Consider the following 21,818-nt stretch of genomic DNA (forward strand, 5'->3'; position numbering starts at 1 on the left):
AATGACGGCTTAACCGCGAGGAAACAGGGCGCCGGTACCAATGAGTAAGGCGTTTGGAGGAGAACCCCGATGACCGTGATCGATACCACCGGCACTGCCCCGGCCACCACCGGATGGACCCAGGCCTGCCGTCTCGACTACCTGATCCCAGGCCGCGGCGTTGCGGTATTGCTGAAGGGCGGCCGTCAGGCCGCGCTGTTCCTGCATTCCGACGGCTCGGTGTACGCCGTCGGCAATATCGACCCGTTCGGACGCGCCGCGGTGATGTCGCGCGGGATCATCGGCGACCGCTCCGGTGTGCCCGTGGTGGCCTCGCCGCTGCTCAAGCAGGCGTTCTCGCTGATCGACGGGCGTTGCCTCGATGATGATTCGGTGGCGCTTCCGGTGTACCGGGTGCGCGTCGACAACGGCATCGTCTCGGTATCCAACGAACCCGTCGTCGGCGGGATGGACATGGACGGACCGGCATGACGACTCCGGACGCGAGCGCGCTCGCGGGTTTCACGGTCGGACTCACGGCCGCCCGGCGTTCGGAAGAGTTCGCCACCCTGCTCATCCGGCGCGGCGCGACCATCATCTCCGCGCCCGCCATCCGCATCATCCCGCTGGCCGATGACAACGAACTCGAACGAGTGACCCGCAGGCTGGTCGACGATCCACCGCAGATCACCGTCGCCACCACGGGAATCGGTTTCCGCGGCTGGATGGAGGCCGCCGAGGGCTGGGGCCTTGCCGAACAACTGCGCGACACCCTCGGCGGTACCAGGGTGGTGGCGCGCGGCCCGAAGGCCAAGGGCGCCATCCGTGCCGCCGAACTGCGCGAGGAATGGTCGCCCGCCTCCGAATCCTCGGCCGAGGTGCTCGATCGCCTACTCGCCGAAGGTGTGGAAGGTGTGCGGATCGCGGTGCAGTTGCACGGCGCGACCACCGAATGGGAGCCGGTCCCCGACTTCTGTGAGGTGCTGCGCTGCGCGGGCGCCGATGTGGTGCCGGTGCCGGTGTACCGCTGGACCCCACCCGACGATCAGGGGCCGATGGATCAGCTGATCGACGCCGTCGTCACCTCCAGCCTGGACTGCGTCACCTTCACCAGCGCACCCGCGGTGGCGTCGATGCTGATGCGCGCCAAGGAAACCGGGATGCTGGACGGCCTGCTGCACGCCCTGCGTGGCCGGGTGCTCGCCGCCTGCGTCGGACCGATCACCGCGGCGCCGCTCGAGGAACTCGGGGTGCCCACCTCCATGCCGGCACGGGCGCGGCTCGGTGCGCTGGCGCGGCACGTCGCCGAGGAACTGCCGCGGCGGGCCAACCGGATTCATGCGGCCGGGCACACCATCAGCGTGCGCGGTGGTTGTGTGGTCGTGGACGGCACCGTCCGCCAGCTCGCGCCCGCGCCGATGTCGTTGATGCGTTCGCTGGCGCGTCAGCCCGGCCGGGTGGTGTCGCGGGAGGATCTGCTGTCGGCGCTGCCCGGCGGCGGTGACGACACCCATGCCGTGGAGACGGCGATCGCCCGGCTGCGCGCGGGTCTCGGCACCCCCAAAGCCATTCAGACCGTGGTCAAACGTGGTTACCGCTTGGCGCTCGACCCGGCCGAATGTACCGACAACAACCCACCGCCCGTGGTGCCCGGAGTCGGAACGCCGACCCGGGCACCACGTTTTGCGCAGGCGGTGACCTGGTGAGCGCGCCCGCGCTGGTGCTGGTGGCGCACGGCACCCGCAGCACCAAAGGCGTGCAGATGATCGCGAGCCTGGCCGAGGCGGTGGCACAGGAACTCGACCGCCCGACACTCGACGGCGGCGTGCACGAATTCGGCGGCGTGCCGCGGGTGCGCACCGCGTTCGTCGACGTGCTCGGCCCCTCGCCCTCGGAGGTGCTGCGCGATCTCGCCGATCGGGCGGATTCGGTTCCGGCCGTGGTGGTTCCGGCGTTCCTCGCCTCCGGCTATCACGTCTACCAGGATGTGCCACGCGAGATCGCCGAGAGCGACCATCCGTCGGTCGCGGTGACACCGGCGATGGGGCCCGATCCGGCGCTGGCCCGGATCATGCGCCTGCGTCTGCGTGCCGCGGGCTGGCGTCCGGGTGACGCGGTGGTCTTCGCCGCCGCGGGCTCCTCCGACGCCCGCGCCCGCCAGGACGTCCGCCGCGCGGCCGGCATGCTCGCCGAACACCTCGGCGCTCCCGTCCGCATCGCCTACGTCGCCACCGGCGCACCACGCGTGCCCGAGGTCGTCGCCGAACTGCGCGATTCGGGCGCCCGCCGTATCTTCATCGCCTCCTACCTGCTCGCTCACGGCCTGTTCCATCAGCGTCTGCACGAGGCGGGCGCCGACGGCGTGGCCGCACCCATCGGCGTCCACCCGGCCGTCGTGCGACTCATCGCCGACCGCTACCGGACCGGCGCCCGCGAACTCGTCCAGACCCGCGTCCGCTGAACGAGCCATCGCCAACGCGTCGCGACACCCCCGAACGTCGTTGCCGAGTGGCACCTGACGATGGGCACTACTCGACCTTTGCCGCAGTGAGGTGCCACTCGCCGGTCGGTGGGCGTTCGGGGCGGCGAGTGGGTGTTGGTTTCGCAGCCTCGGTCGGGTGGACACTCGGTGAACACGCCGGTCAATGCGGGGGGCGCGCCGGGGTCGCGTGGTAGAACACCTGTCATGTACCGGCTCCCGCGATGCCTGGTGTTCCTTCTCGCGCTCGGCGCTCTGCTGTTACCCACCGCAGTGGTCTCGGTGGTCGTCCCGGTTCCGGCGGCGGCCGCGCCCGGCGATTCGGCGATCCTGTCCGTCCGACCGCTGGGCGGGCGGGAACTCGAGGTGGTGGTCCATTCGGCCGCGATGAACCGTCCGATCACGCTGTGGATATCGCATCCGGGTGCCGGTGCGCCCACGCTGTACCTGTTGAACGCGGTGGACGGCGGGGAGGACGGTGGGCCGTGGACGCGGCGCACCGATGTGGCGCAGTTCTTCGCCGATAAGCACGTCAATGTGGTGGTGCCGATGGGCGGGCGGGCCAGCTACTACACCGATTGGCTCGCCGACGATCCGGTGCTCGGGCGCAATCAGTGGGAGACCTTCCTGAGCCGGGAACTGCCGCCACTGCTCGCGGACAGGTTCCAGACCACCGGCCGCAATGCCGTTGCGGGACTGTCGATGTCGGCCACCTCCGCACTGAACCTGGCGATCCGCGCACCCGGCCTCTACCAGGCGGTCGGCGCGTTCAGCGGCTGCACCCGCACCAGTGATCCGATGGCCGTCGCCACGGTGTACTCCCAGCTCGGGGTCTTCGGCGCCAACGCGGCCAATATGTGGGGCCCGCCGGGACATCCGGCCTGGGCCGACCACGATCCCATGCTGCACCTGGACCGTTTGCGCGGGCTCGCGGTCTATGTCTCCTCCGGCAACGGCGGACCGGGCGTGCACGAAACCCTCGCCGCACCCGATATCAACGGCAATCCGATCAAACTGGCCGACCGCATGCTCGTCGGCGGTGTGATGGAAGCCTTCGTCAGCGGGTGCACGGGTCCGCTCGTCGGCAGCCTTGCCGCCCAGCGCATCCCCGCGACGGTCAACCTGCGCCAGGGCACGCACGCCTGGGCCTACTGGCAGGACGATCTACACCAGTCGTGGTCGGTGTTCGCCCCGGCGCTCGGGGTGTAGGGCACCGACCGTCCGGGTCTCATTCCCAGGCGAAGCGGGGTTGTTCCATGTGATCGACCCGCGTCGCCCTGCCGTGCAACGCGACCTCGCGGAACTGGTGCAGGATCGCCGCGGTCGGCGCGTGCAGCAGACCACCGAGCAGCGGAAGTTGGATCAGCGGCCGATCGGATCCGGGAATCCGGCCGAACTTCGGCGCGACATCGAGGTCGGTGAACGCGATCCGGTGCACGACGGCGACTTCATCGGGATTCGGTGTCACACCGGGATCGTCGCCGACCCACACGACCACCGGCGTCATGATGTAGCCGGATCTCGTGGGGTAATCGTCCAGCAGTCCGAGCACCTCCGATCGTCGGAGTTCGACACCGAGTTCCTCGTGCAGTTCACGCAACGCCGCCTGCACGGCATCCTCGCCCGCGTCCAACCTCCCGCCCGGTAGCGCCAACTGCCCGGCATGGGCCCGCAGCGACGGTGCACGTTCGGTCAACCAGATCCCCGGCCCGGCCGAAGACGTCACGATCGCGATCGCGACCGCGGCGAGCTTGTAGCCGTCCGGTTCGGCGCTACGCCGCGGGAAACGGCTCAGCGCCTCGCCGAGCGCAGACCGCACCGCCTCGGACGACCGCGCCCATGATTTCTGGTCCCCATCGGACATCGCGCACACCTCTCCGTCGAATGTTCTGTCACTGCGCCGGACGCCCGGTGCGCCGCCGCAGGTCAGATCCTGAGCAGTTCGTCACCGTCGAGGTGGACTCGGGTGCCGAATCCGGCGCTGATGTCCTCCAGTCTGCTGCGCAACCACAGCGTTTGCTCGTGGTCGGTGCGTTGGAGCCGAATCCGCCGGATGCACAGGGGGAGCATGCGCACGGTGACGTCGGTGCCGTCGAGGGTGACCAGGTACAGCAGTCGCAGGTCCGGGCGGTAGGACTCGTGGCCGCCGATGCCTTCGTAATCGTCGATGACGTCGCCACAGCCGTACAGGATGAGCCTGTCGCGGTAGATCTCGATCGGCCGCGGATGGTGCGCGGAATGTCCGTGCACGATGTCGACGCCCGCGGCGATCAGGCGGTGGGCGAATTCCTGTTCGCTCCGGCCGATTCCGTAGCCCCAGTTCGGCCCCCAGTGCATCGAGACGATCACCACGTCACCGGAGCGGCGCTGGGCCGAGAGCTGTGCGGTGATCTCGTCGGCGGCCTCGGCGCAGGGGTGGTCGATCCACCACAGCCCCGATCGGTCGGTATCGGCCGCCCACGACGCGGGTGTTCCGCTGGTGCGTGCGGCCACGGAGACGATCAGGACCCGTTGTCCGTCCGCCAGCGCCACGATCGCGGGGCACCGGGCCGCGGTGCGATCGCGGCCAGCGCCCACCGGCCGGATATGCGCGTCCGCGAGGACCGCCAGGGTGTCGGCCAGACCGCGACGGCCGAAGTCGAGGGCGTGGTTGTTGCCGAGGGTGCAGGCGTCGGGGCCGATCGCGGTGAGGGCCGCGATATTGGCGGGGTGCATCCGGTAGTGGATGCCCTTGTCCGGTTCGAAGCTGCCGCCGGCGGTGATCGCGGTCTCCAGATTGAACAGCCGGACGTCGGGCGCGAGGTCGTCGAGGATGCGCGGCACCTCACCCCACGGCCACACGGCATCGACCGGATGCGGGATCGGACCGTTGACGCGTTCGGCGGCCCGGACGTAATGCCTGGCGTCGTGCACCCACGGCTCACGCAATTCGGGGCGGCCAGGATGCGGCAGGATCTGGTCGACGCCACGCCCGAGCATGACGTCCCCGCCGAGCAGGACCGTGACCGCCATCCGACGCCGCCGACCGTTCGGTTCAGGTCGTTCGCGGTCGGAGCCAGCGGCGGCGCTGCGGGGTCCCCTGGGAATGCGCGCCGGTGATCATGTCTGAACGCTATCAGCGGAAGTTCGGGTCGGTGTGCCCGAACTACGACATGCGCCGACCTCGATCGAAAAAATCTCGAGAACCCGGTCGAGATGTGTCGATACCGTCGCAACGGCTCCGACTACCCGATGACAGCAAGTCATACCCGAGTGGAGGAGAACATCATGTCCAGTGTCACCACGTTCCTGTGGTTCGAGAGCGCGGCCGAGCAGGCCGGTGAGTTCTATGCGTCGGTGGTGCCGAATTCGCGGGTGGTGGAGATCAGCCGCAACGACGACGGGTCGGCGTTCGTGGTCTCGCTCGATCTCGACGGGCAGTCGGTCACCTTGATGAACGGTGGGCCGGGCCATCCGCTCACCGATGCCGCCTCGTTGCAGATCGTCGTCGACACGCAGGAGGAGGTCGACCGCCTGTGGGATGCCCTCACCGAGGGTGGTGCGCCCGGCCCGTGCGGGTGGCTCACCGACCGCTACGGGCTGTCCTGGCAGGTGGTGCCGTCGGTGCTGATCGAGCTGATGGGCGGTCCCGACCCCGCCAGGACCATCGCTGTCGGCACGGCCCTGCGCACCATGTCCAAGCTCGACGCAGGAGCCTTGCAGGACGCCTACGACCACGCCTGAACCGCGTGGACGCCCCGCGAGACGCTTCGACGTACCCGACCCGGCGCTCAGCCGGGCCGGGTATGTCGGTGCCAGGGTCCACACTGTGACCCATGGCATACGACGAGGAATTGGCCGAACGCGTCCGTGACCTCATCGAACCGGGACCGACGGTCACCGAACGCAAGATGTTCGGCGGATTGTCCTTCCTGGTGGGTGGCAATATGGCCGTCGCGGTGAGCGGTAAGGGCGGATTGCTGGTGCGGGTCGGCCCAGAATCGAGTGAGCGGCTCGCCTACGACGGCGCGGTCGCCCCCGCGGTCATGGGCGGTCGCGAGATGACCGGCTGGGTGCGGATCACCGCGGCACATGTCGATGACGAGGCCGACCTGCGCGACTGGGTGACCCGAGGAGTGGAATTCGCCCGCTCGCTTCCACCGAAGATGTGACGCTCGGCGCCGTCATGCTCCCGGCCCGTCGAAACGCGCCGAGTAGTGGCCCGATGACGAATGTCCGGCGGTCCGGCGAACCGGTCAGGAACCGGTCTCGACCTTGGCGCGCAGTCCTTCGGCGAACGCGCGCGCCGCGGCGAGGTCGGCATCATCGGGATGTCCCTTGCGGATACCGCCGACGATCCGCAACGGCAGCCAGGTGTCGAATCCGCGACAGGCGAACGTGTCGACCACGTCGAAGCCCTTCTGCGCGAGTTTCCCGGCGAGGCCGTGGATGTAGCGCCGGAACGGTGGCTCCGGGAATCCGCTGGTGGCGAAGACGAAGGCCTTGCTCCGCTCCGGTGTCGCGAGCGAGGCGATGAGCGTGCGCAGCTCCGGATAGAAGTCCATGTTGTGGATCCCCGAACCGAACCCCACCAGATCGTAGGTGGCGAGCTCGGCCGCATCGACCTGCTGCGGGTGGACCACGCGAGCCTGCAATACCTCGCCCATGACCTCGGCGATCCGCTGGGTGTTGCCGTGCGATACCGAGGCGCACACGATGATGGCTTTCATTCGAAGTTCCCTTCGCTTCGGTGTTCAGCGGGGGACGTCGGAACGAGCGGCGGCCCCGCCCCCTCGGGGTCCGAGATCAGCCTACCCGTGGGTCGACGTGCTCGGAACCTCGTGGTTTCCCGAGGGTTCGGGGTCGCGAGCCCGGCTCAGGCGGCCAGGGCGGGCTGCCGTACGGTCCGGTTCGGCCAGCGCGGATGTTCGGCGTCGATGACGAACTCGTGGGTGTGCTGGTAGAGCCGTTCGCTCACCTGGACGGCGTCGATCAGACGGGCCGGGTCGATCGTGCCCGCCTCGTGCAGGTGGGTGATGACCGCCGGATCGTGGCGCGGCCAGGCGCGCAATGCCACGGTGAGACCCGCCGCGGCCAGTACCGCCAGCGTCGCCCAGGTGGCGGTGAAACCGGCTGCGGTGGTGAGCCATCCGGCGATCGGGTAGGCGATCAACCAGGCCACATGGGAGAGCGAGAACTGGGCGGCGAACAGTGCCGGACGGTCGGCGGCACGCGATGAACGACGCAGCACCTGCCCGGTCGGGGTGAGCACCGCGGCGGTGCCCGCGCCGATCACGGCCCATACCGCGAGCACCGCGCCCCACCGCCATGCACCGGAATCGGCGGTGGACAGGGCGACGGCCGCGCCCAACCCGGCGAGCAGTGTCGCGGCGCCCGTGAGCATCACCGGTCGAGCGCCGACACGGTCGAGCATCCGGGGCAGGGTCAGCGCGACGAGCATGGTGCCGAAACCGTTGGCCGCCAGCAGCATCGCCACACCCGACTGGGTGCCGCCGAGTGTATCGCGCACGTAGTTGACGGAATTGACCATGATCACCGATCCCGCGGCCGCGACCACCAGATTCAGGCCGAGCAACCCGCGCAGTCGTGGCGTGGCGGCGAAGATGCGCATGCCCACCGAGATGCGATCCAGGAAGGAGCCATCGCCGATCGCGCCCGCGTCCGGTATCCGAGCCGCGATCACCAGCAGGGTCGACACCACGAAACCGATCGCCGTACCGACGAACAGCCAGTGGAAGCTGACCAATGCCAGCGCTGCCGCGGCCAGCATCGGGCTGAGCAGGGTCTCCATCGTCGCGGCCAGCTGTGCGGCCGACAGCGCCCTGGTGTATTCGCGCTCATCGGGCAGGATGTCGGGAATGATCGCCTGATAGGTCGGGGTGTAGGCCGCGGAGGCGGTTTGCAGTACCGCGATCAGTACGTAGATCTGCCAGATCTGGTCGATGAACGGCAGCGCCAGCACCACCAGGGCGCGGATCACGTTGAGCCCCACCAGGAACAGCCGCCGCGGGAACCGGTCGGCGTAGGCCGCCACGATCGGCGCGACCGTCACGTACACGAGCATCTTGATGGTCAGTGCGGTCCCGAGCACGGCGGCCGCGTCGGCACCGGCCAGTTCGTAGGCGAGCAGGCCGAGCGCGACGGTGGTGAGCCCGGTGCCGAACAACGCCGACACCTGGGCGACGAACAGCCGCAGATAGTCGCGGTTGGCGAACAATGAGGTGATCATCGGGTGCTCCTGCTTCCTACGAAGTCTATTATCTACGTATGGATGCAGATAGCAAGGAACTTCCGCCGAGTATTCCCGACGACGAACTGGATCTGGTGGTCGAGATCTTCCGTATGCTCGCCGACGGCACCCGGATCCGGGTCCTGTGGGCCTTGACCAGCGGCGAGCTATCGGTCAACGAACTCGCCGAATACGTCGACAAGGCCCCCGCATCGGTCTCCCAGCACCTGGCCAAACTGCGTATGGCCCGCCTCGTCCGCACCCGCCGCGCGGGCACGACGGTCTACTACAGCATCGACAACCCGCACGTGCGGCAGCTGGTGATCGATGCCATCCACAACGCGGAGCACGCTGGCCCCGGCGTCCCACCCCATCACCGCCGGGACCCCGATGTCCCGTCGATCACCCACCGCGAGGGGTAGCGGTTAGGGGAAGCGATACCGACCCGAAGAGTGTGGGCCGCTACCTCCACCGGTCCGGCGTGACCGGTGAATCCCATGCCCGCGAGTATCGCCGCTTGTCCGGTACGGCGACCTCCTTGCTGCGGTACACCACATACGGCCGGACCAGATACCCGACGGGAGCGCTGAACATGTGGACCAGGCGGGTGTACGGCCACAGAGCCACCAGCACCAGGACGACGAGCCCGTGGAGCTGGAACGGCCATGGAGTGTCGACCATCAGCTCCGGTTGCGGGTTCAGGGTGAACAGGCTGCGGAACCAGGGGGAGACGGTTTCGCGGTAGTTGTAGGTGCCGAACAGCAGGTTGGCGCCCCAGGTGTTGGTCAGGCCGGTCACGAGCGCCGCGGTGAGTAGCACATACATGAGCTTGTCGTTGGCGGTGGTGGCCTTGCGGACGGCGGTCACCGTGCAGCGGCGGTAGAGCAGGATGCCGACTCCGGCCAGCACCGACAGCCCGGCCACCGAACCGGCGCCGACGGCGATCAGGTGATAGGTGTGCTCATCGATGCCCACCGCCTCGGTCCACGACTCCGGGATCAGCACGCCGAGCACATGCCCGCCGAACACGCCGACCATGCCGAAATGGAACAGCGGGCTGCCCAGCCGCAGCAACCGGCTCTCGTAGACCTGTGAGGACCGGGTGGTCCAGCCGAACTGGTCGTTGCGGTAGCGCCAGATATGGCCGAGCACGAACGAGGTGAACGCGATATAGGGCAGGATCAGCCACAGTTCGGTCGGCAGGTTCAGCGGTGCGTTCATCGTCGGCCCTCGGCTTGTTCGAACATCGTGGGATCCATGGCGAAGGGGTCGAGGCCGACCTCCTCTTCGGGCGGGCCCTGGGCGGCCAGTTCGGCGATCCTGCGCCGGTCGGCGGTGGTGAGCGGCGGCAGGGTGCCGACGACGGCCGCGAGCACGCTCGCATACGGTGAACCGTTGTCCGACAATGACAATCGCAGCAGCTCCAGCACCGGAACATGCTCACCGAGCAGCCGCTCACCGCCGATCGGGTCCACGGTGGCCGCGAATTCCAGCAGCACCGGCAGATGGTCGGGCAGTTCCTGGTCGCCGAGTTCGACCCCGGCGTGCCGGTAGGCGTGTTTGAACCGCAGCAGCGCCATCCCACGTTTGCGGGTGTCACCGTAGGCGTAGAAGGTCAGGTGCAGACTGGCGCGCCTGCGCATATCGAAGGTCTCGACGTAGCGCGCGGCCAGGTCCAGCGCTGGCGTCGCCCGCAGATACTCGACGACGCCGTCGAGGTCCGACCGCACCGGCTGCGGTAGCTGCGCCACCGCGTCGGCCAGCTGATCGAGCACCGTCAACGTCTCCGCGCTCGGATAGTCCAGTAGCAGTGCGGCGGTCCGCCACACCAGTCGCCGATCGCGATCACTCAGGGCGACAACCGGTTCCGGCCGCCGCCGAATCTTCAGCAACGCCATGCCCGACCGGCGGGCCGTCATGTCCGCCCGCCTGTCGCGCTACCCGCGGTGTCGGCGAGCGCCTCGCCCGCGGTGCTGCTGCCGTTCACCCCGTTACCGTTCACCCCGTGACCGGCCGCTCCGTTCGCAGAGTGACCGTTGGCGATCGCCCCGGAACCAGTGCCGTCGACGCCGTCCCCACTCGGCACCAGCCCCGACGTGCTCTTCCCATCCCAGTTCAGCAAGTTGATCCGGCCCGACTTCTCCTCGGGCGCGGCCTCATTGGTGTCGGCGAGCTGGAACTTCTCCACCATCTGGTCGAACGCGGTCATCCCCGGCCCGCCGTCGGTGTCGAGCGAGCAGCCGGTGGCCAGCGAATCCAGTTCGTGCGCCTTGGAGGTGGCGCCCTGCGGGATGACGTAGCGGTGCTCGTATTTGGCGATGGCCAGCAGCCGGTACATGGCCTCGATCTCTTCCGGCGGCAACCGCACCGATGGTGCGATCGACGGATCCGGTTCCACACCGAGATTCACCGACCGCATGAACGAACGCATCGCCGCGAGCCGTTGCAGGGAGGCGCGCACCGGGCCGATCTCACCGGCGGTGAACAGTTCGGCCAGGTACTCCACGGGGATCCGCAGTGCGTCGATGGCGCCGAACAGGTTGCCCGCGTCCTCCGCGTCGTGCCCGGTTTCCGACAGCACATCCACCACCGGCGACAGCGGCGGCACGTACCAGACCATCGGCATGGTCCGGTATTCCGGATGCAACGGCAGCGCGATCTGATAGTCGACGATGAGCTTGTACACCGGCGAATCCTGCGCGGCCTGAATCCAATCCGGTGATATACCGGCCCGCTCGGCCTCGGCGACCACCCGCGGATCGTGCGGGTTGAGGAACACACCGAGCTGCGACGGATACAGATCCTCGGTGTCGGTGACCGAGGCGGCTTCGAGCACGGCGTCGGCGTCGTAGAGCATCACGCCGATGTAGCGCAGCCGTCCGACACAGGTCTCCGAGCACACGGTCGGGATGCCGACCTCCACGCGCGGATAGCAGAACGTGCATTTCTCCGCTTTGCCGGTCTTGTGGTTGAAGTAGATCTTCTTGTACGGGCAGCCGGTGATGCATTGGCGCCAGCCCCGGCATTTGTCCTGATCGACGAGCACGATGCCGTCTTCGGCGCGTTTGTAGATCGCACCTGATGGGCACGATGCGGCGCACGAGGGATTGAGGCAGTGCTCGCAGATGCGCGGCAGGTAGAACATGAAGGTCTGTTCGAACTCCAGTTTCACCTTGTCCTCGAGCTTGCCGAGCAGCGGATCCTTACCGACCTGCTCCGGGCCACTGCCCAGATCGTCGTCCCAGTTGGCGCCCCAGGTGACCTTGGTGTCGTCGCCGGTGATCAGCGATTTGGGCCGTGCCACCGGTGTGGTGTCGATGGCGGGAGAGGACAGCAGATTGTCGTAGTCGTAGCTCCACGGCTCGTAATAGTCAGCGACCGTCGGCAGGTCGGGGTTGGCGAAGATATTGAGCAGCCGCTTCATCCGCGAACCGGATTTCAGGGTCAGCTTTCCGCGCTTGTTCAGCGCCCAGCCACCCTTCCATTTCTCCTGGTCCTGATACTGGCGTGGATACCCCTGACCGGGCCGGGTCTCCACATTGTTGAACCAGACGTATTCGGTGCCACCACGATTGGTCCAGGCCTGCTTACAGGTGACCGAGCAGGTGTGGCAGCCGATGCATTTGTCCAGGTTCATCACCATGGCCAGCTGTGCCATAACGCGCATCAGTTCCGCCTCTCGGACTCGTCCATATCAGTACTCGACTTCCTGGCTGCGCCGACGAATGGTGGTGACCTCGTCGCGCTGATTTCCGGTCGGCCCGTGGTAGTTCAGTGCGAACGACTGCTGGGCGTAGCCGCCGATGAGGTGGGAGGGTTTGATCATGATCCGGGTGAGCGCATTGTGGATACCGCCGCGTTTTCCCTTGCCGTTGAACGGTTTACCGGAGGCGGCGCCATCGTCGGGGCCTTCGATCCGCGGCACGTCCACCGCCCGGTCCTGGGCGTGGTACATGAATACGGTGCCCTCGGGCATCCGGTGGCTGACGATGGCGCGGGCCACGACCACACCGTTGCGGTTGATCGCCTCGATCCAATCGTTGTCGGCCACCCCGATCTTCGCCGCGTCCCGGTCCGACATCCAGATCGTCTGACCACCCCGCGACAGCGTCAACATGTGCAGGTTGTCCTGGTAGGCGGAGTGGATCGACCATTTCGAATGCGGGGTCAGATAGCGCACCGTCACGCCGCGTTCACCGACCTCGCCGACAGTGGGCTCCCGGAACAGCGCCGTCATATCGAGCGGCGGCCGGAAGATCGGCAACTGTTCGCCGAGTTCGATCATCCAATCGTGGTCGAGGTAGAAGTGCTGACGCCCGGTGAGGGTGTGCCAGGGCTTGAGCCGTTCGGTATTGATGGTGAACGGGGAATAGCGGCGGCCACCGGTCTCGCTGCCCGACCATTCCGGTGAGGTGATGACCGGCACCGGCCGGGCCTGGGTGTCGGCGAAGGTGATCCGCTTGCCTTCGTGCTCGGCGGCCAGATCGGCCATTTCGGTGCCGGTGCGTCGTTCCAGCTGTTCGAAACCCTCCACCGCGAGCCTGCCGTTGGTGGTGCCCGACAGGGCGAGGATGGCCTCGGCGGCGTGGGTGTCCTTCGCCAGTGACGGGCGCCCCTGCGCCACACCGGAAACCACCGTGCCGTTCATCCCGGCCAGATACTCGACCTCCTGGTCCGGCAGGGTGGTGACGCCCTTGGTGGTCAGGCCGAGCGTTTCGACCAGCGGGCCGAGCGCGGCCATCTTCTCCGCGATCTTGCCGTAATCACGTTCGACCACCACCAGCTTCGGCATGGTCTTGCCCGGAATCGGTTCGCATTCACCGGCTTTCCAGTCCAGTACGCGACCACCGGCCTGAGCCATGGCATCGGGCGAATCGTGCTGGAGCGGTACCGCCACGATGTCTTTGCGGACCCCGAGATGCTTTTCCGCCATCCAGGAAAAACCACGCGCGATCCGATGGAACGCGTCGAAATCCGTTTTGGCCTCCCACGGCGGTGAGATGGCGGGGGAGAAGGCGTGCACGAACGGATGCATATCGGTGGACGACAGGTCGTGCTTTTCGTACCAGGTGGCGGCGGGCAGCACGATATCGGAGAACAGCGTGGTGCTGGTCATCCGGAAATCCAGCGACAGCAGCAGATCGAGTTTGCCGGTGGGTGCTTCCTCACGCCAGTTCAGCTCCTGCGGCCGCACACCGGTGGCGTCGGAGGTCTGGAGGTTGGAGCCGCAGCCGAGCAGATGCTTCTGGAAGTACTCGTTGCCCTTACCGGAGGAGCCGAGCAGGTTGGCCCGCCAGACGGTGAGCACGCGCGGGAAGTTCTCCGGTGCGTCCGGGTCCTCGCAGGCGAAGTTCAGGTCGCCGGACTTCAGGCCGTCGACCACATGCTCGGCGGCTGATCTGCCCGCCTGTTCGGCTTCGTCGGCCAGATCGAGCGGGTTGCGGTCGAAGGTCGGATAGGTCGGCATCCAGCCCAGACGGCTGGCCAGCGCGATATTGTCGGCCGCCGTGCGGCCCGCGAACCGGCCCGCGCCCAGCGGGGAGGCGAACGAATCGGAGGTGAACGGGTCGTAGCGCCACTGATCGTTGGTCAGATACCAGAACACGGTGCCCTGCATCTGCCGCGGTGGCCGCTGCCAGTCCGTGGCGAAGGCGAGAGTGGACCAGCCGGTCACCGGGCGGCACTTCTCCTGGCCGACGTAATGAGCCCAGCCGCCGCCGTTGACGCCCTGACAGCCGGTCAGCAGGGTCAGCGTGAAGAACGCGCGGTAGATCTGATCGGAGTGGAACCAGTGATTGGTGCCGGCGCCCATCAGGATCATCGAACGTCCACCCGACTTGTCGGCGTTATCGGCGAACTCGCGCGCGATACGGGCGGCCTGTACGGCGGGCACGCCGGTGATCGACTCCTGCCAGGCCGGGGTGTAGGGCTCGGAAGCGTCGTCGAAACCGGTGGGCCAGCTGCCGGGCAGTCCGCTGCGGGCCACACCGTACTGGGCCAGCAGCAGATCGAAGACCGTGGTGACGCGTTTGCCCGCGAGGAACCTGGTCGGCACACCGCGGGTCAGCACATCGGGGGTGGCGGTGTCGAAGCGAGGGAACTGCACGGCCGCAGCGTCGTCGGTGCGGCCGTGCAGAGTCAGCAGGGGATCGACCTCCCCCAGGTCCAGATTCCAGCGGCCGGTGCCCTCCTCGCCGAACCGGTCGCCGAGGGAGCCGTTGGGCACCACCGGGTTGCCGTCGGAATCCAGTAGCACCGTGCGGAATTCGGCACCTTCCTGATCACTGCCGAGGTCGGCCGAGGTCAGGAACTTGCCGGGGACGAAGACGCCGTCGCGTTCGTCCAGGGTGATCAGATAGGGCAGATCGGTGTAGCGCTTGATGTAGTCGAGGAACCGTGGCGTCGGTTTGTCGATGAAGAATTCCTTCAACACCACATGCCCCATCGCCATGGCCAGCGCGGCATCGGTGCCGGGACGGGCGGGTACCCATTCGTCGGCGAATTTGGTGTTGTCGGCGTAGTCGGGGGAGACCACGACGACCTTCTGACCGCGATAGCGGGCCTCGGTCATGTAGTGCGCGTCCGGGGTCCGGGTCACCGGGACATTGGATCCCCACATGATGAGGTATCCGGCGTCGAACCAGTCCGCCGATTCCGGCACATCGGTCTGATCGCCGAAGACCTGCGGCGAGGCCACCGGCAGATCGGCGTACCAGTCGTAGAACGACAGCATCGAACCGCCGAGCAGTGAGATGAACCGGGCGCCCACCGCATGGCTGACCATCGACATGGCCGGGATCGGCGAGAATCCGGCGACGCGGTCCGGCCCGTACTGCTTGATCGTGTACACGTGTGCGGCGGCGGCGATCTCGGCCGCTTCCCACCACTCCGCCCGCACGAATCCGCCCTTACCGCGAGCGGCCTTGTACGCCTGCGCCTTCGCGGGATCTTCGACGATCTCGGCCCAGGCGAGCACCGGGTCCTTGTGTCGCGCCTTGGCCTCGCGGTACAGCTCGAGCAGCGTGCCACGCACATACGGGTAGCGCACCCGCGCGGGTGAGTAGGTGTACCAGGAGAACGACGCGCCACGCGGGCAGCCGCGCGGTTCGTATTCGGGCTTGTCCGAACCCACCGAGGGATAGTCGGTCTGCTGCGACTCCCAGGTGATCACACCGTCTTTGACATAGATCTTCCAGGAGCACGAGCCGGTGCAGTTGACGCCGTGGGTGGAGCGCACGACCTTGTCATGCGACCAGCGGTCGCGGTAGAACTCGTCGGCGCCGCGGCCGCCGGTCTTGTGCAGGGTCCGATGGTCGGCAGATACCTCGCCTTTGGTGAAGTATTTGCCCAACCGCAACAGTGCGTCGGCGGCGTCCGGCCGGTGAGCCGAATCGGAGGGCGCGGAACCCTGAGTGCGTGAATTGATCACGACGCCCCCTTCGAGCGGTGAAATCGGGCTGATGTCCCGACTGTAAGGAGGTCGCCAGTGGTGTCCAAACGAATGTCGCACACCGCGCAGAGCGCCATTGTGAGCTGTGAGACCGGCGCAATCCGATCGTCATTCCGCGGGGTGGCACTACCTCCGCAACATCGGCCCCGAACTGGGGAAACGCGCTGATTCCTGGTGATGAGCGGCACGGTGCGGGCCGGTATAGAGGCCATCGGTGAAGCTTTGGAAACCGCCCCTTCTCGGCCACTTTACATTTGTTAACACAGCGAGAGTGGTGGGTGCCACTCCCATTCGCCGAATTTCCCCGCCCTATTCATGGGGATGCTGTTCTGAATGTGTTCCGCTCAGTTCGGCAGGGGCAGGAACTCCACCAGGGCGCCGTCGGGGGCGTCGGCGGGGACGATGACGAGGCCGTCGCGGCCGAGTAGCCCACCGAGGTGGGCGGTGCGGATGGCGGGATCGCCGCGCCAGCCGCCGTTGGGGTCCGCGACGGCGGGGACGATGCGGGGGACCGGGGCCGCGATCTCGCTCGCATTGTGCAGGGGGCCGAGTAGGGGGCGGGTGGGGTGTGCGCCGGTGCGGCCCTCGACCAGCGGGTGGGCGAGGGCGGTGAGTACGGCGACGGCGGCGAACGGGTTGCCGGGGAGCCCGAGAACGGTTGCGCCCGTCGTCAGTTCGGCGACCACGGTGGAACCGCCCGGTCGCAGTCGCAGGCGGTGCACGAGGATACGGGCATCGGCGCGGGTCAGGGCGGCGCGGAGTTGGTCGGCGGCGCCGGAACCGGTCGCGCCGACGACGACGAGCAGATCGAAACCCTCGGTGCCGGTGAGCACTTCGTCGAAACCGTGCGGGGTATCGCGCAGATGCACCCGGTCGACGGTGCGGATACCGTGCCCGGCCAGGAGGTCCGGCAGGATCGGGCCGATCGAATCGCGGGTCTGACCGCCGTGCAGCGGGCCGGAGGCGCGGATCTCGTCGCCGGTCATGATGATCCTGGCCCGCACCGGACCGCGCACCGTGGCCTCCGGGACCTCGACGGCGGCGGCGGCCGAGATCAAGGCGGCCGTCACCGGCGCACCCTCGTCGGCGACGAGGTCACCGCGGTTCAGGTCCTCACCACGACGACGGATATCGCTACGGATCGGGGTGTCCGGTAGCCGCTGTAGGTGCTGGTCGTCGGTGACACCGGCGAATTCGTCGCGCAGCACAGCGGTGGTGTCGTCGGGGACATGCGCACCGGTCGCGATGCGCACCGCCTCACCGGGCAGCAGACCGACCGGACGCTGCCCACCGGCGAAACCGATATCGGTGCGCAGCCGCCAGGGGCCGTCACCGGCGACGGCGTAACCGTCCATGGCCGAAACGTCGAACCGCGGTAGCGGCCCGGCCGCCCGGATCGGCGCCGCCAAGGCGGCGCCCGCGACCTCGAACAGTTCGGTGTGGTAGGGGGTGAGGCGAGAGAGGTTGTCCCGCAAGGCTGTTCGAGCTTCGTCGAGGGACAGCGGTGGCCGCTGATGGCCGGGATCGTGCCCGCCGTCGATGACGGCCCGCGCCGCCCGCACCTCGTCGTCGGTATCGCAGTCGGTGACGCCGTCGAGCGCCACCATCACCGTATCGTCGGGCACCAGCGCCTTCATCGGCTGATTGACCAGCGAATCCAGCCGGGTCAGCCGGGCCGTCAGCGCGCTGCGGCGCCAGACGCCGATCAGGTATTGCGGGCGCCCGGACTCGTCGGCCGCGAACACCGCGTCGGCACCGGATTGATCGCTGCGCCGCAGCAGATCGGCCACCGCCCATTCGGTGAGGAACGGCAGATCCGCGGCCAGCACGACCACCCGTGGTGCGGCCTCGGCGCCGAGGGCACGAAGACCCGCTCCGATCGCGGCCACCGGCCCCGCGCCCGGCGGCACCTCACGCACCTGCCGGACGCTCGGATCGAGTTCGGGTCGATGTGGTCCGACAACGACGGTCTGCGCACATCCCGCGACCGCGCCCAATGCCACATTCAGCATGGATCGCCCGCCGATCACGATCGCCGGTTTGTCGACACCACCCATCCGGCTCGCCCGGCCCCCGGCGAGCACGATCGCATCGGCAACCGTCACCGGCCGCGGCCTCCGCGGCCTCCGCGGCCTCCGCTGCCTCCGCTGTGGTTCGACATGTGTCCATGCTAGTTCGAGGATCAACCGCGGCCGGACGTCCCGCGCGGTCGGCGGCGCGGTGTCGGCCAGGTGGGTCTGCGCTTCAGAGCGCCGAGCTGTCGAAGTCGGGTGAGAGCAGGCGGAACTCGTTGGCTTCGGGGTCGGCGAGCGGTAGTCCCGGCTCGACGCCGGAAGGTTCGATCGTGCTCGCTCCGGCCGCGCGGAGCCGGTTGACCTCGGTGGTCGGATCGTCGGCGGGGAAGGAGGCGACGTCGAGGTGCAGCCGGTTGCGGCCCTGCTTGGCGTCTTCGGTCTGGACGAATTCCAGCCAGGAACCGAGACCGGTCGGTGAGCGCAGGCCCGTCACCGGTGGGCCGCTGCGCGCGATCGGCCAGCCGGAGGCGGTCGACCAGAACTGGGCGAGCCGCTGCGGGTCAAGGGTGTCGACCACGATGGCGGCCACCGCACCGGTGTCCACATACTCCTCACGCGGTTCGAGCACACAGAATTCGTTGCCCTCCGGGTCGGCGAGCACCATCCATGGCACCTCGCCCTGTCCGATGTCGACCGGCCGGGCGCCGAGCGCGAGGGCCCGGTCCACCTGCATGCGCTGGTGATCGGTCGATCTGCTGGCCACATCGAGATGGATCCGGTTCTTGCCGTTCTTGGCCCTGGACGCGGGCAGGAAGGTCAACGCGAGGTCGGGCCCGGCGGCGCCGGGCGCCGCCACATCGACTTCGCCCGGACGATCCAGCGTCACTGTCCAGCCGAGCAGTCGAGCCCAGAAATCCGCCACCATACGTGGCTGGTCCGCATCGAATACCACACACGCCAGACGGGTGGTCATGAGTCCACGGTAACCGTAGTTCGGCGCAGCAGGGGCGAATTGCCTGTGACCCGGCGTCTCGTCGCAGGTCGGGCGTCGCGGGTTGCTCGTGTGGCCGACTCGGCGAACGAACGGCGGCCGCATCCGGTTATCCGGTCCGCGACGCCCGACCTCGTCAACCACGGGTTGACGATGAAGTGTCGTCAACCTATGGTTGACGTCGGTCGAGGGATGTACCGAACCGCCCCTCGCTGACGACGGACCGATCCGAGGAGTAGCCATGGCAGAGATCGAGAACGCGGCGCGACACGGCGCCGGAACACGGCGCAGACGCGCACTGGTGGTCGGTGCGGGCATCGCCGGTCTGGCGACCGCCGCACGGCTGCACCGGCAAGGTTGGGACGTCCTCGTGATCGAGCGTGCGCCCGCCCGCCGCAGCAGCGGCTACCTGGTGAACCTGCACGGCCCCGGCTACGATGCCGCCGAGCGCCTCGGACTCGTACCGGCGCTGACCCCGCGGGATATCGGTTTCTTCACCTCGGTCCTGGTGCACGCGGACGGCAGGGAGAAGTTCGCGATCCCGGCCGCGGTCGCCGAGGCCGCCGTCGGGGCTCGAGCGCTGAGCCTGTTCCGTGGCGATCTGGAGTCGGCCCTGTACGACGCGGTGGCCGACCTCGTCGACATCCGTTTCGGCACCACCGTGCGAGCGATCACCCAGCGCGCCGACGGGGTCGCGGCCGTGCTCGATGACGGCACCCATCACCAGGCGGAACTGCTCATCGGTGCCGATGGCGTGCACTCCCGGATCCGCGAACTCGTCTTCGGCACCGAGCACGAATACTTCGAGGACCTCGGCCATATGGTCGGAGCCTTCCCGCTCGACGCGGTTCCCGAGCATGTGCCGGAAGGTGTTGGTACCACCTTCATCGGACCGGGGCGGACTGCGGCGGTGATGAACCTCGGTCCGCAACGGTCCTCGGCGTTCTTCACCTACCGCTGCGCCGATACCGAGGCCGAACTGGCTCTCGGTGCTGCGCCCGCGCTCGTTCGAGCGTTCGGCGATCTCGGTGGCGGCGTCGCCGATGCCCTCGGCCGACTCGAGGCCGACCCTGCCGCCGCCTATTTCGACTCCGTCGGTCAGATCGTCATGGACCGCTGGAGCCGCGGGCGTGTCGTGCTGCTCGGCGATGCCGCCTGGTGCGTCACCGTATTCGCTGGCTACGGTGCGGCGCTTGCCCTCGATGGCGCCGACCGGCTCGGCGACGCCGTCGCGGAACACGGCGATGACATTCCGGCCGCACTCGAGGCGTGGGAGACCGCGTTGCGTCCGGAAGTACGCAAACGACAGGCGTTGGCCCGCAGAGGTATGGCTCGGTTCGCCCCGTCGTCACGCGCTCAGGTGCTGGCCGGTGAACTGATGCTCCGCGCGATCACCCTGCCCGGCATCCGCGGCCTGGTCCAACGCTCCATCCAACGCGCCAACAACTAGCGGGCCGGGCCGTCCGGGAAGACGAAGCGCGCGGCGCGCAGATCCACGCGGCCGTCGTGCACCGGGACGCCCTCGGCGGCGAGCAGTCGCAATTGCTTGCCCGCCAGATGCGGCGCCGGACGGCCCGCCGCGCCGAGGACGCGATGCCAGGGCAGATCGGCGGAGTCGGTGCGCATGATCCAGCCGACAGTGCGCGGCGTGGACAGACCGGCCGCCGCGGCGATATCGCCGTAGGTGGCCACCCGGCCGGGTGGAATCGCCGCCACCAGATCGCGGACGCGTTCGATCTCGGCATCGGAGGTGGGCATCAGAGCACCGTGCGGATGAGCGCCGCGGTCTCGGCGGGCATGGCCTGGGCGACCATATGGTCACAGTCCCATTCCCGCACCGTCAGACGGCTGCCCATATGTGCGGTGAGCGCCTCGCGGAACTCCGGTGTGACGAACGGCGGGTCGACCTTCATCGCCTGCACCAGCACGGTCGGCAGGTCCTGCGGCGGCAGCACGTAGTGGCGGGCGAGCTGGCCCCAGTACGAGTTGATCGCGGGCAGGCTCATACGCCAGCCGACCCGCCCGTTCGCGGTGGGCATCAGATGCTCGTCCAGTTCGGCCTGCAACAACTCGGGCGCGACATCGCCCCAGCCGGTGTGCAGTTTGTCCATCCGCGCCTGCTCGACATCGTCGTAGTCCTGTGAGGCCAGCGTCGACACGGCGATCTCGTGCAGCCGGGTCGGGTCGAGGGCGATGGCAGGATCGAGCAGGATCAGCTCGCGCACCAGTTGCGGGTGGTGGCGCACCAGGTGCAGGGCGCAGGCCCCGCCGAACGAATGCGCGACCAGCACCACCGGCTCATCGGTCTCCGCGGCCAGCACCTCCACCACATCCTGGACGATCGTCTCGAAATTCCAGGGCGGCAGCGAGGTGGAACGACCGTGTCCGCGCAGGTCGGGGGCGATGATGCGGATATCGGGCAGGAATCGTTCGGCCAGATCGGCCCAGCGTCCGCCGTGCCCGGTCACACCGTGCAGGGCGAGCATCACCGGGCCGGTGCGCGGGCCGAAACGGTGCACATGGAGAGGGGACACGGTGACATTTTGACGGTTGTCCGAATCGGCCGCAGCACCAGGCGGCGCGGCGCCGCCACCGGGTGTGTCGGCCTCGTCTGTTGCAATAGCCCACGTGGTGCGATCGGATAACGCGGTGCGGCTGGTTCGCCGGAAGGTGGC

The 21,818-nt window shown here is 68.1% G+C and carries 20 protein-coding genes; 8 read left to right on the forward strand and 12 right to left on the reverse strand.

What is annotated here, in order from left to right:
* The first annotated feature begins 69 nt into the window (after window positions 1-69).
* The 4 genes from nirD (at window position 70) to QH168_RS06695 (ending at window position 3,667) form a co-directional block, all read left to right on the forward strand.
* Window positions 70-471 (forward strand): nitrite reductase small subunit NirD, encoded by a 402-nt coding sequence (gene nirD / locus QH168_RS06680; RefSeq protein ID WP_280233600.1) that lies wholly within the window; start codon window positions 70-72, stop codon window positions 469-471.
* Window positions 468-1,685 carry a uroporphyrinogen-III synthase gene (locus QH168_RS06685; protein WP_280233601.1) on the forward strand — a complete coding sequence of 406 codons (1,218 nt, stop codon included), beginning with the start codon at window positions 468-470 and terminating at the stop codon, window positions 1,683-1,685. The genes nirD and QH168_RS06685 overlap by 4 nt, the downstream gene beginning before the upstream one ends.
* Window positions 1,682-2,440 (forward strand): sirohydrochlorin chelatase, encoded by a 759-nt coding sequence (locus QH168_RS06690; protein WP_280233602.1) that lies wholly within the window; start codon window positions 1,682-1,684, stop codon window positions 2,438-2,440. The genes QH168_RS06685 and QH168_RS06690 overlap by 4 nt, the downstream gene beginning before the upstream one ends.
* Window positions 2,441-2,665: 225 nt before the next feature.
* Entirely contained in the window at window positions 2,666-3,667 is a 1,002-nt protein-coding gene (locus QH168_RS06695) for an alpha/beta hydrolase (protein ID WP_280233603.1), read from the forward strand.
* A 19-nt stretch (window positions 3,668-3,686) separates the two neighbouring features.
* Here the strand turns inward: QH168_RS06695 and QH168_RS06700 are convergent, their stop codons facing one another.
* Together QH168_RS06700 and QH168_RS06705 are read right to left on the reverse strand one after the other, a co-directional pair.
* Complete coding sequence (locus QH168_RS06700) at window positions 3,687-4,322, reverse strand: NUDIX hydrolase (protein WP_280233604.1); 636 nt, start codon at window positions 4,320-4,322, stop codon at window positions 3,687-3,689.
* Between the two features lie 62 nt (window positions 4,323-4,384).
* A complete protein-coding gene (locus QH168_RS06705) occupies window positions 4,385-5,470 on the reverse strand; it encodes a CapA family protein (RefSeq protein WP_280233605.1) in 1,086 nt (361 codons plus the stop codon).
* Between the two features lie 255 nt (window positions 5,471-5,725).
* On the opposite strand from QH168_RS06705, the gene QH168_RS06710 reads away from it, so the two are divergent.
* Both QH168_RS06710 and QH168_RS06715 read left to right on the forward strand, forming a co-directional pair.
* Window positions 5,726-6,181 (forward strand): VOC family protein, encoded by a 456-nt coding sequence (locus QH168_RS06710; RefSeq protein WP_280233606.1) that lies wholly within the window; start codon window positions 5,726-5,728, stop codon window positions 6,179-6,181.
* 92 nt (window positions 6,182-6,273) lie between these two features.
* The gene (locus QH168_RS06715; protein WP_280233607.1) at window positions 6,274-6,609 is read left to right on the forward strand and encodes a TfoX/Sxy family protein; all 336 of its coding nucleotides are present in this window, start codon (window positions 6,274-6,276) and stop codon (window positions 6,607-6,609) included.
* A gap of 84 nt (window positions 6,610-6,693) precedes the next feature.
* Here the strand turns inward: QH168_RS06715 and QH168_RS06720 are convergent, their stop codons facing one another.
* On the reverse strand, window positions 6,694-7,167 hold the full coding sequence (locus tag QH168_RS06720) for a flavodoxin family protein (RefSeq protein WP_280233608.1): 474 nt from the start codon (window positions 7,165-7,167) through the stop codon (window positions 6,694-6,696).
* Window positions 7,168-7,313: 146 nt separating this feature from the next.
* Entirely contained in the window at window positions 7,314-8,687 is a 1,374-nt protein-coding gene (locus tag QH168_RS06725) for an MFS transporter (protein WP_280233609.1), read from the reverse strand.
* Between the two features lie 38 nt (window positions 8,688-8,725).
* Between QH168_RS06725 and QH168_RS06730 the strand changes: the two genes are divergently transcribed.
* Window positions 8,726-9,109 carry an ArsR/SmtB family transcription factor gene (locus tag QH168_RS06730; RefSeq protein ID WP_280233610.1) on the forward strand — a complete coding sequence of 128 codons (384 nt, stop codon included), beginning with the start codon at window positions 8,726-8,728 and terminating at the stop codon, window positions 9,107-9,109.
* Window positions 9,110-9,149: 40 nt separating this feature from the next.
* Here QH168_RS06730 and narI read toward each other — a convergent pair whose 3' ends face one another.
* From narI to QH168_RS06760, 6 genes are all read right to left on the reverse strand, one after another.
* Window positions 9,150-9,908, reverse strand: a complete 759-nt coding sequence (narI, locus tag QH168_RS06735; RefSeq protein WP_280233611.1) for a respiratory nitrate reductase subunit gamma — start codon at window positions 9,906-9,908, stop codon at window positions 9,150-9,152.
* Window positions 9,905-10,585 (reverse strand): nitrate reductase molybdenum cofactor assembly chaperone, encoded by a 681-nt coding sequence (gene narJ, locus QH168_RS06740; RefSeq protein WP_280233673.1) that lies wholly within the window; start codon window positions 10,583-10,585, stop codon window positions 9,905-9,907. The genes narI and narJ overlap by 4 nt, the downstream gene beginning before the upstream one ends.
* 17 nt (window positions 10,586-10,602) lie before the next feature.
* Entirely contained in the window at window positions 10,603-12,345 is a 1,743-nt protein-coding gene (gene narH / locus QH168_RS06745; protein ID WP_280233674.1) for a nitrate reductase subunit beta, read from the reverse strand.
* A gap of 36 nt (window positions 12,346-12,381) precedes the next feature.
* Window positions 12,382-16,116, reverse strand: coding sequence for a nitrate reductase subunit alpha (locus tag QH168_RS06750; RefSeq protein WP_280233612.1), 3,735 nt, complete (start codon window positions 16,114-16,116; stop codon window positions 12,382-12,384).
* A 365-nt stretch (window positions 16,117-16,481) separates the two neighbouring features.
* Window positions 16,482-18,242, reverse strand: a complete 1,761-nt coding sequence (locus tag QH168_RS06755; protein WP_280233613.1) for an NTP transferase domain-containing protein — start codon at window positions 18,240-18,242, stop codon at window positions 16,482-16,484.
* Between the two features lie 139 nt (window positions 18,243-18,381).
* Entirely contained in the window at window positions 18,382-19,125 is a 744-nt protein-coding gene (locus tag QH168_RS06760) for a VOC family protein (RefSeq protein WP_280233614.1), read from the reverse strand.
* Between the two features lie 259 nt (window positions 19,126-19,384).
* Here QH168_RS06760 and QH168_RS06765 point away from each other — a divergent pair, with 259 nt between their 5' ends.
* Entirely contained in the window at window positions 19,385-20,593 is a 1,209-nt protein-coding gene (locus tag QH168_RS06765) for an FAD-dependent oxidoreductase (protein ID WP_280233615.1), read from the forward strand.
* On the opposite strand, the gene QH168_RS06770 is transcribed toward QH168_RS06765, so the two are convergent.
* Complete coding sequence (locus QH168_RS06770) at window positions 20,590-20,901, reverse strand: MGMT family protein (protein WP_280233616.1); 312 nt, start codon at window positions 20,899-20,901, stop codon at window positions 20,590-20,592. The two genes, QH168_RS06765 and QH168_RS06770, sit on opposite strands and share 4 nt — an antisense overlap.
* Complete coding sequence (locus tag QH168_RS06775) at window positions 20,901-21,677, reverse strand: alpha/beta fold hydrolase (protein WP_280233617.1); 777 nt, start codon at window positions 21,675-21,677, stop codon at window positions 20,901-20,903. The genes QH168_RS06770 and QH168_RS06775 overlap by 1 nt, the downstream gene beginning before the upstream one ends.
* Window positions 21,678-21,818 lie beyond the last annotated feature (141 nt).

Source organism: Nocardia cyriacigeorgica, assembly GCF_029868385.1.
Lineage (GTDB): Bacteria > Actinomycetota > Actinomycetes > Mycobacteriales > Mycobacteriaceae > Nocardia > Nocardia cyriacigeorgica_F.

Excerpts from the sequence above, each read along its gene's own strand:
- nirD (WP_280233600.1), top strand. The coding sequence starts at position 70 with ATGACCGTGATCGATACCACCGGCACTGCCCCGGCCACCACCGGATGG.
- QH168_RS06685 (WP_280233601.1), top strand. The coding sequence starts at position 468 with ATGACGACTCCGGACGCGAGCGCGCTCGCGGGTTTCACGGTCGGACTC.
- QH168_RS06695 (WP_280233603.1), top strand. The coding sequence starts at position 2,666 with ATGTACCGGCTCCCGCGATGCCTGGTGTTCCTTCTCGCGCTCGGCGCT.
- QH168_RS06700 (WP_280233604.1), bottom strand. The coding sequence starts at position 4,322 with ATGTCCGATGGGGACCAGAAATCATGGGCGCGGTCGTCCGAGGCGGTG.
- QH168_RS06705 (WP_280233605.1), bottom strand. The coding sequence starts at position 5,470 with ATGGCGGTCACGGTCCTGCTCGGCGGGGACGTCATGCTCGGGCGTGGC.
- QH168_RS06710 (WP_280233606.1), top strand. The coding sequence starts at position 5,726 with ATGTCCAGTGTCACCACGTTCCTGTGGTTCGAGAGCGCGGCCGAGCAG.
- QH168_RS06715 (WP_280233607.1), top strand. The coding sequence starts at position 6,274 with ATGGCATACGACGAGGAATTGGCCGAACGCGTCCGTGACCTCATCGAA.
- QH168_RS06720 (WP_280233608.1), bottom strand. The coding sequence starts at position 7,167 with ATGAAAGCCATCATCGTGTGCGCCTCGGTATCGCACGGCAACACCCAG.
- QH168_RS06725 (WP_280233609.1), bottom strand. The coding sequence starts at position 8,687 with ATGATCACCTCATTGTTCGCCAACCGCGACTATCTGCGGCTGTTCGTC.
- QH168_RS06730 (WP_280233610.1), top strand. The coding sequence starts at position 8,726 with ATGGATGCAGATAGCAAGGAACTTCCGCCGAGTATTCCCGACGACGAA.
- narI (WP_280233611.1), bottom strand. The coding sequence starts at position 9,908 with ATGAACGCACCGCTGAACCTGCCGACCGAACTGTGGCTGATCCTGCCC.
- narJ (WP_280233673.1), bottom strand. The coding sequence starts at position 10,585 with ATGGCGTTGCTGAAGATTCGGCGGCGGCCGGAACCGGTTGTCGCCCTG.
- narH (WP_280233674.1), bottom strand. The coding sequence starts at position 12,345 with ATGGCACAGCTGGCCATGGTGATGAACCTGGACAAATGCATCGGCTGC.
- QH168_RS06760 (WP_280233614.1), bottom strand. The coding sequence starts at position 19,125 with ATGACCACCCGTCTGGCGTGTGTGGTATTCGATGCGGACCAGCCACGT.
- QH168_RS06765 (WP_280233615.1), top strand. The coding sequence starts at position 19,385 with ATGGCAGAGATCGAGAACGCGGCGCGACACGGCGCCGGAACACGGCGC.
- QH168_RS06770 (WP_280233616.1), bottom strand. The coding sequence starts at position 20,901 with ATGCCCACCTCCGATGCCGAGATCGAACGCGTCCGCGATCTGGTGGCG.